Annotated in this window: 4 protein-coding genes; all 4 read right to left on the bottom strand. The window is 73.7% G+C overall.

The genetic code is table 11. From position 1 onward, the window contains the following. Window positions 1–16 precede the first annotated feature (16 nt). Window positions 17–2,887 (bottom strand): ATP-binding protein, encoded by a 2,871-nt coding sequence (locus POL25_RS43195; RefSeq protein ID WP_272092313.1) that lies wholly within the window; start codon window positions 2,885–2,887, stop codon window positions 17–19. Between the two features lie 434 nt (window positions 2,888–3,321). After that, window positions 3,322–3,852: a PaaI family thioesterase gene (locus POL25_RS43190; RefSeq protein ID WP_272088795.1), complete on the bottom strand. Its 531-nt coding sequence runs from the start codon at window positions 3,850–3,852 to the stop codon at window positions 3,322–3,324. Between the two features lie 197 nt (window positions 3,853–4,049). Beyond that, window positions 4,050–4,799: a glutathione S-transferase family protein gene (locus tag POL25_RS43185; protein WP_272088796.1), complete on the bottom strand. Its 750-nt coding sequence runs from the start codon at window positions 4,797–4,799 to the stop codon at window positions 4,050–4,052. 498 nt (window positions 4,800–5,297) lie between these two features. Beyond that, window positions 5,298–5,798: an MYXO-CTERM sorting domain-containing protein gene (locus tag POL25_RS43180; protein ID WP_272088797.1), complete on the bottom strand. Its 501-nt coding sequence runs from the start codon at window positions 5,796–5,798 to the stop codon at window positions 5,298–5,300. Window positions 5,799–6,000: the final 202 nt, after the last annotated feature.

Raw genomic sequence — 6,000 nt, 5'->3', positions numbered from 1 at the left:
AGCACGACCTCGACGGTCATGACCGCGATCTCGTGCTGCATCTGCACGTAGCTGCTGCGGTGGCGGCCAGCTCCTCGACCTGGCCAGCGCGTCGCCGCGGCACAGCAGCAGCGTGTCCTGGCCGAGCAGCGCGAACGCGCCGTAGGCCGAGAGGTCGCCGGCCTCGACGCCGGCCTGCTGCCCGGCGCGCAGGTGGGCCAGGATCTGCGGCAGCGGCTCGTGCCACGGGCCGGTGAACCAGCCGTAGATCGTGCGCACCTTGGCGTGCACGCCGGCGTCGGCGATGTGGTCGAGCCGGCGCAGGGTCATGCGCGCGATCCGCCCCGAGAGGTCGTGCTCGCCGAGCACGGTGACCAGCAGCAGCGCGAACGAGGCGTACCGACACCGAGTCGCGCGTCTCGCCGTGGACAGCGACAGCTCGACGAGGCGGAGGATGATGTATCGAGAACAGGACGATGTCGGAGGTAGAAGCTCGACGGCAGCAGGCTGACCAGCACCTGCGCGGCGACCTTGGCGCGCCGGGTCGGCGACCGAGGTCGCGTGCTCGAGCGCCTCGATGTCGAGCACCGAGAAGCGGGCCACCGCGACCTCGATCATCGGTCCGAACGCGGCCAGGCGCGCCTCGGCGGTGGCCGGGATGTCGACGCCGAGCTCGCGCCAGGGCCTTTTGCCCGACGTCGAGGCTCTCCTGCATGCGGCCGACCGAGTAGAACAGGCTGATCTGCAGCGTGAAGATCTCGGCCCGCTCGAGCGGCCCGCGGGCGCGCGACAGCGCCGCGGCGAACAGCTGCTCGGCCGCCTCGTTCTCGTTGCAGAGATAGGCGCACTCCGACAGGTCGCGGTGGAGATCGAAGGTCAGCTGGAAGTGCGCGTCCCAGGTGTCGGCGGGCAAGAGGCCGAGCGCGGCCCGCAGGTACACGAGCGCCGAGGCGTAGGCGTTGGCCTGCTTGGCCCGCCGCCCGGCCTGCAGGTCGAGGCGCGCGAGGTCGAAGCGGGCCTGCGGATCGTCGATCAGCGCGGCCGCGGCGTTGAGGTGATTGACGACCGCGAACAGCCGCTCGGGCGCGACGTCGCTGCCGGGCGGGCCGCGCAGCTCGCGACCGATGCGCAGGTGCACGCCGGCCCGCTCGGCCTCGGGCGTGAGGCTGTAGGCGGCCTGCTGCACGCGATCGTGGGTGAACTTGAGCTGGCCGCCGCGCGCGACCACCAGCGCGTCGGTCAGCGCCGGCGCGAGGTCGGCCATCACCGCCGCCTCGTCGCGGCCCAGCAGCGCCGCCAGGGTCGTCGGCGCGATCTCGGCGCCGGCGCAGGCGAGCAGGCTGAGGGCCCGCTGGGTCGCCGCCGGCAGCCCGCGCAGCCGCTCGAGCATCAAGGCGACGATGTTGTCGGTGTAGCCCTGGGTCTCGATCGCCGCGAGGTCCCAGCGCCACACGCCGGCCTCGGGGTCGAGGTAGAGCAGGCCCTCGGCCGCCAGCATGGTCAAGAACTGGCCGACGAAGAACGGGTTGCCGGCGGTCTTGGCGTGCAGCAGCCCGGCCAGCTGATCGGCCGCCTCGGGGCCGCAGCGCAGGGTGTCGGCCAGCAGCGTGGCCACGTGCTGCGCCGGCAACGGCGCGACCACGAGGTCCGACACGCGCACCCCGGCGCTCTGGATCTCGAGCAGCGCGGCGGTCCACGGGTGGGTCGGATCGATCTCGCCGTCGCGATAGGCGCACACGACCAGCACGTGCTGGACGTCGGGGTGGGTGAGGATGTGCTGCAGCAGGCGGATGCTGGCGGTGTCGGCCCACTGCAGGTCGTCGAGGAACAGGATCAGCGGGTGGTCGGGCTGGGCGAACACGCCGATGAACTGGCGCAGGACCCGGTTGAAGCGGTTCTGCGCCTCGAGCAGCGGCTGCGGCGGGACCGGCGGCTGCGGCCCGATCACGAGCTCGAGCTGCGGGATGATGTCGACGACCAACTGCCCGAGGTTGCCGAGCTCGGCCTGCAGGCGCTGGCGCCAGCTGGCCAGGTGCTCCTCGCTGGCGGCCAGCAGCTGGCGGGCCAGCTCGCCGAACGCCTTGACGAGGGTGGCGTACGGGATGTCGCGGTCGTACTGATCGAACTTGCCGGCCACGAACATGCCGGGCTGGGCGGCGTGGCGTCGCTCGAGCGCGTCGACCAGCGCCGACTTGCCGATGCCCGAGGGCCCGCGCACCAGCGCCAGCTCGGGCGCGCCGCGCTGGGCCACCCGCTCGCGCGCCCCCTCGAGCGCCTGCAGCTCGGCGTCGCGGCCGTAGAGGCGCTGGGAGATCCGCAGCTGCTCGGGCACGTCGCGCTGGCCGAGCGGGAACCGCTGCTCGCCGTCACCGCGGGCCGCCGCGGCCAGCCAGCGCTCGAGGTCGGCGATCAGGCCCGCCGCGCTCTGGTAGCGCTCGTCGGCGGCCTTGGCCAGCAGCTTGAGGGCGATGTCCGCCAGCGGCGCCGGCACGTCCGGGCGCAGCTCGGCCGGCGCGCGTGGGGCCTGAGCCACGTGGGCGTGCGTCCATCCGAGCAGATCGACGGCGGTGAACGGCGGCGCGCCGGTCAGCAGGTGGTAGAGCAGCGCGCCGAGCGAATAGAGGTCGGAGCGGTGATCGGCGGCGTGCAGCGTCGGCTGCAGCAGCTCGGGCGCGGCGTAAGCGAGCTCGTCGGGCCGGTGCGCGGCCAGCCAGTCGGCGCCCTCGTCCGCGCCGTCGAGCCCGACCACGTCGTCGCCGACCAGCCGGATCCACCGCGGCGCGAGGTGGCGGTGGGCGTGGCCCTGGCGGTGCATGGCGTGCACCGCGGCGGTCAGGTTACGGAGCAGGACGGCAGAGCGCTCCGGGGCGAGCGGGCGAGCGACGAGCTCCTGCAGGGTCGTGGACAAGGACAATCCTTTCACGGGGGCGAACGCGGCCGCGATCATCGAACAATTGCGGCGAGTCCGACAAGGGCCTCGCGGGCGCAAGAGCGCTCGGTCGTCACGAAATCGACGACGACGCGAGGCCGATGCGGCGAGCGCCGCTCGTGCGAGGATGTGTGCCTCGCCGCCGCGTGCTCGCGGCCCGCGACATTAAAGACGTGAATGCCCACACACCGGGGCCCGACCGGTGTTCGGCAGCCCCCGCTTCCAGCGGCGCCGGGCGTCGATTTCAGCAGTGACGGATCGCTCGCGCGTCGATCGCTCGCTCCAATGGCGCTCGCGCGGGCCGCGAGCGAGCGGCGAGCGAGCGAACCCTCGACGACGCCCGCGCCGCAGCGATCGCAGCGGCCGCGCGGCGCCTCACAGTGACCGCGGCGATCGGCGCCCCGTCCGCCGGCTCACTCGCCGGCGCCGCTCGCCGGCTCGCTCGTGTCGTCGCCGCGCAGCGCCACCGACTCGCCGGCGATGGTGGCCCCGCCCTCGAGGCACAGCATGCGCACGCGGCCGCTGGCGACCGGGCGCCCGTCGTCGTCGCGGATCTCGACGCCCCACACCTGCGTGCGCCGGCCGCGGCTCAGCGGGGTCGCGCGGGCCCGCAGCGTGCCGCCGCGGGTGCCGTGGAGGAACGAGGTCGCGTTCTCGAGGCCGACAGTCGCCTGCCCGCGCGCCATCGCCGACATCGCAGCGCCCGCGCTCGCCAGCGACTCGACGATCGTCGCGTACACGCCCCCGTGGACCAGGCCGTACGGCTGCAGCAGCTGCGGCGTAACGGGCACCTCGGCCTCGACCGCGTCGGCGCTGACCGCCGTGTAGGCCAGGCCGATCAGGCGGTCGAACGCGCTGCGGTGGTCGTTGAAGATCGCCAGGACCGCGGCCGGATCGCTCCGTGCCGCGACCAGCGCTGCCAGGGCCCGGCCGGCGTCGGTCATCCCCGCCACCCTACGCGCAGGGCCGGGCGCCGGCAAGGCCCCGGCGCGGTCCGCGTTCATTCCGCGGATCGGGCGCCATGTCCTCGGAGACATGCCCCCATGAACATGCTCGAACAGACATGCTCTTTCGAACATGCTCACGCAGACATGCCCCTGCGGACATGCTCGCCAGGCAACCCCGCGGCGCGAGCGAGCGCTCAGCCGCGCGACAGCCCCGGGCGCGGCACGTCGGTGCCGAGGGTCTCGGCGCTGATCGGCGCGCCGATGGCGGCCAGGGCCTGGCGGTGCTGGGCCGGCGGGACCTTGAGCAGGGCGCGCTCGAACGCCTGCAGGCGGACGAAGCTCGGCAGGGCCCAGGTGCGCGCCGCCAGGCCGGCGAGGCGGGGCCACCGCTCGGGGTCAGGCTCGACGCGGGCGAGGGCGGCGTTGCGCAGGAAGCTGGCGACGGCGATGTCGGCGATCGACAGCTCGCCGCAGAAGAACCCGTCCGCGGGCGCCTGCGCCTCGAGGTAGTCGAACACCGGCGGCACGTCCTCGCGGATGGTCCTCTCGATCAGCGCGGTGTCGGGCGGCTGGTTGAACACGGCCGGGCGCACCACCACCTGGGCGAACAGGCGCCACAGCAGCACCTCGCCCATGCGCGTGTCGGCGAACTCCTCGAGCCAGCGCGCGCGGGCTCGCAGCGCCGGGGTGCGCGGCAGCAGCGGCGGCGCGGGGTGGACCTCTTCGAGGTACTCGCAGATGACGGTGGAGTCGGTGAGGGTCAGGTCGCCGTCGACGAGCACGGGGATCCGCCGCAGCGGGCTGACGGCGGAGAAGCCGTCGCCGCCGAGGAAGGGGATGATCGGGTCGATGGTGTACGCGACGCCCTTGAGGTCGAGCGCGACCAGGACCTTGCGGACGTAGGGCGAGACGTAATTGCCGACGATGTGGACCGGACCGGGCACCGGCCGACCAGACCACCGGGGCGCGGAGCTGTCAACGTCGGCCGGCGCGGGTACCTGTCCTGCGGGACAGATCGCAAGCGCCCGGCGCCTGGCGGCCCGCGCCGGCGTGGCAACCGGCAGCTTCGGCGTGAAAGCGCCAGTGGGTCGGCTCACGCGAGCGGCGCGCCCGCGACCGGGCGGCATCGGGGACGATGGGCCCGTGACCGCGAGCGACCCCCACCCTCCCACGTCGGCCCAGCTGCGCGCCGCGCTCGCCAGCCTGCAGACCGCCGAGCGCGTAGCGGGGGTTCATGCTCCGGAGTGTCGCAACGCCTCGAGACGGTGCGCGCCGTCCCGTCTCGGTCGCGCGAGGGCCCGCCCGCGTGCTCGACACATCATGTTCTATCGGACATGTCTTCAAGACCATGCCCTCTCGAACATGTTCTCCTCGCCATGAAGCTCTCGACGCGCTCGCGGGTCGCCCCGTCCTGAACAGCGCCGGCTCGACGCCCCCCCGGCTCAGCGCCGCCGCCGGCGCAGCAGCGCGAAGCCCAGCACCAGCCAGCCGGCACCGAGCCCCGCCTCGTCGATCGCGCACGAGCTCGTCGCCGGCTTCGGCGCCTCGGTCGCGGTCTTCGCGGGCTCGCTCTTGCCGCTCACGGGCGCGGGCGCAGGCGCAGGCGCGGACGTCGCCGTCTTGCCGTCCGGCGACCAGCTCCCGGTCGCGCCCGGCGGACAGTACAGCTCCCTGCCGCTGTAGTTGCCGCCGTCGCGGCAGCGCTGCTGCAGCCCCTTGGCGGCGACGCTCGCCCTGCACTCCTCGCCGACGTGCTTCCACTCGGCCTCCGGCTGCCCCGGCATGAACGCGTAGTCGCAGAACTCGCCGGCGGGGCACTGTTCGGCCAGCGTGCAGTGGGCGTTCGGCGAGTTTGGATCGGGCGGGACATCGGCCCGCGCGAGCGCCGGGGTGAACGCGAACGCGATGGCCACGAGGGCGGCCCTGAAGCAGCGAATGCTCATGCCGGCGATGATAGCGAATTCGCGGCGGCGCGCGCACGCGCGAGGATGCGCGCCGTGGACGCCCACCGGCCCGACTCATGGCATTCGCAGACCTCACTGCGGGCCGCGCTGGACCTCTCAGCAATTATCGAGAGCAGGCCGCGTTCACCGCCTGCTGCTCCGCGGGCCCACGCTTCCGCACGACCTCCTGCGTGATAACCTC

The organism is Nannocystis bainbridge, assembly GCF_028368995.1.
Lineage (GTDB): Bacteria > Myxococcota_A > Polyangia > Nannocystales > Nannocystaceae > Nannocystis > Nannocystis bainbridge.
Note: the sequence above shows the minus strand (reverse complement) of the source record. Positions and strands in the feature narration are given on the sequence as shown.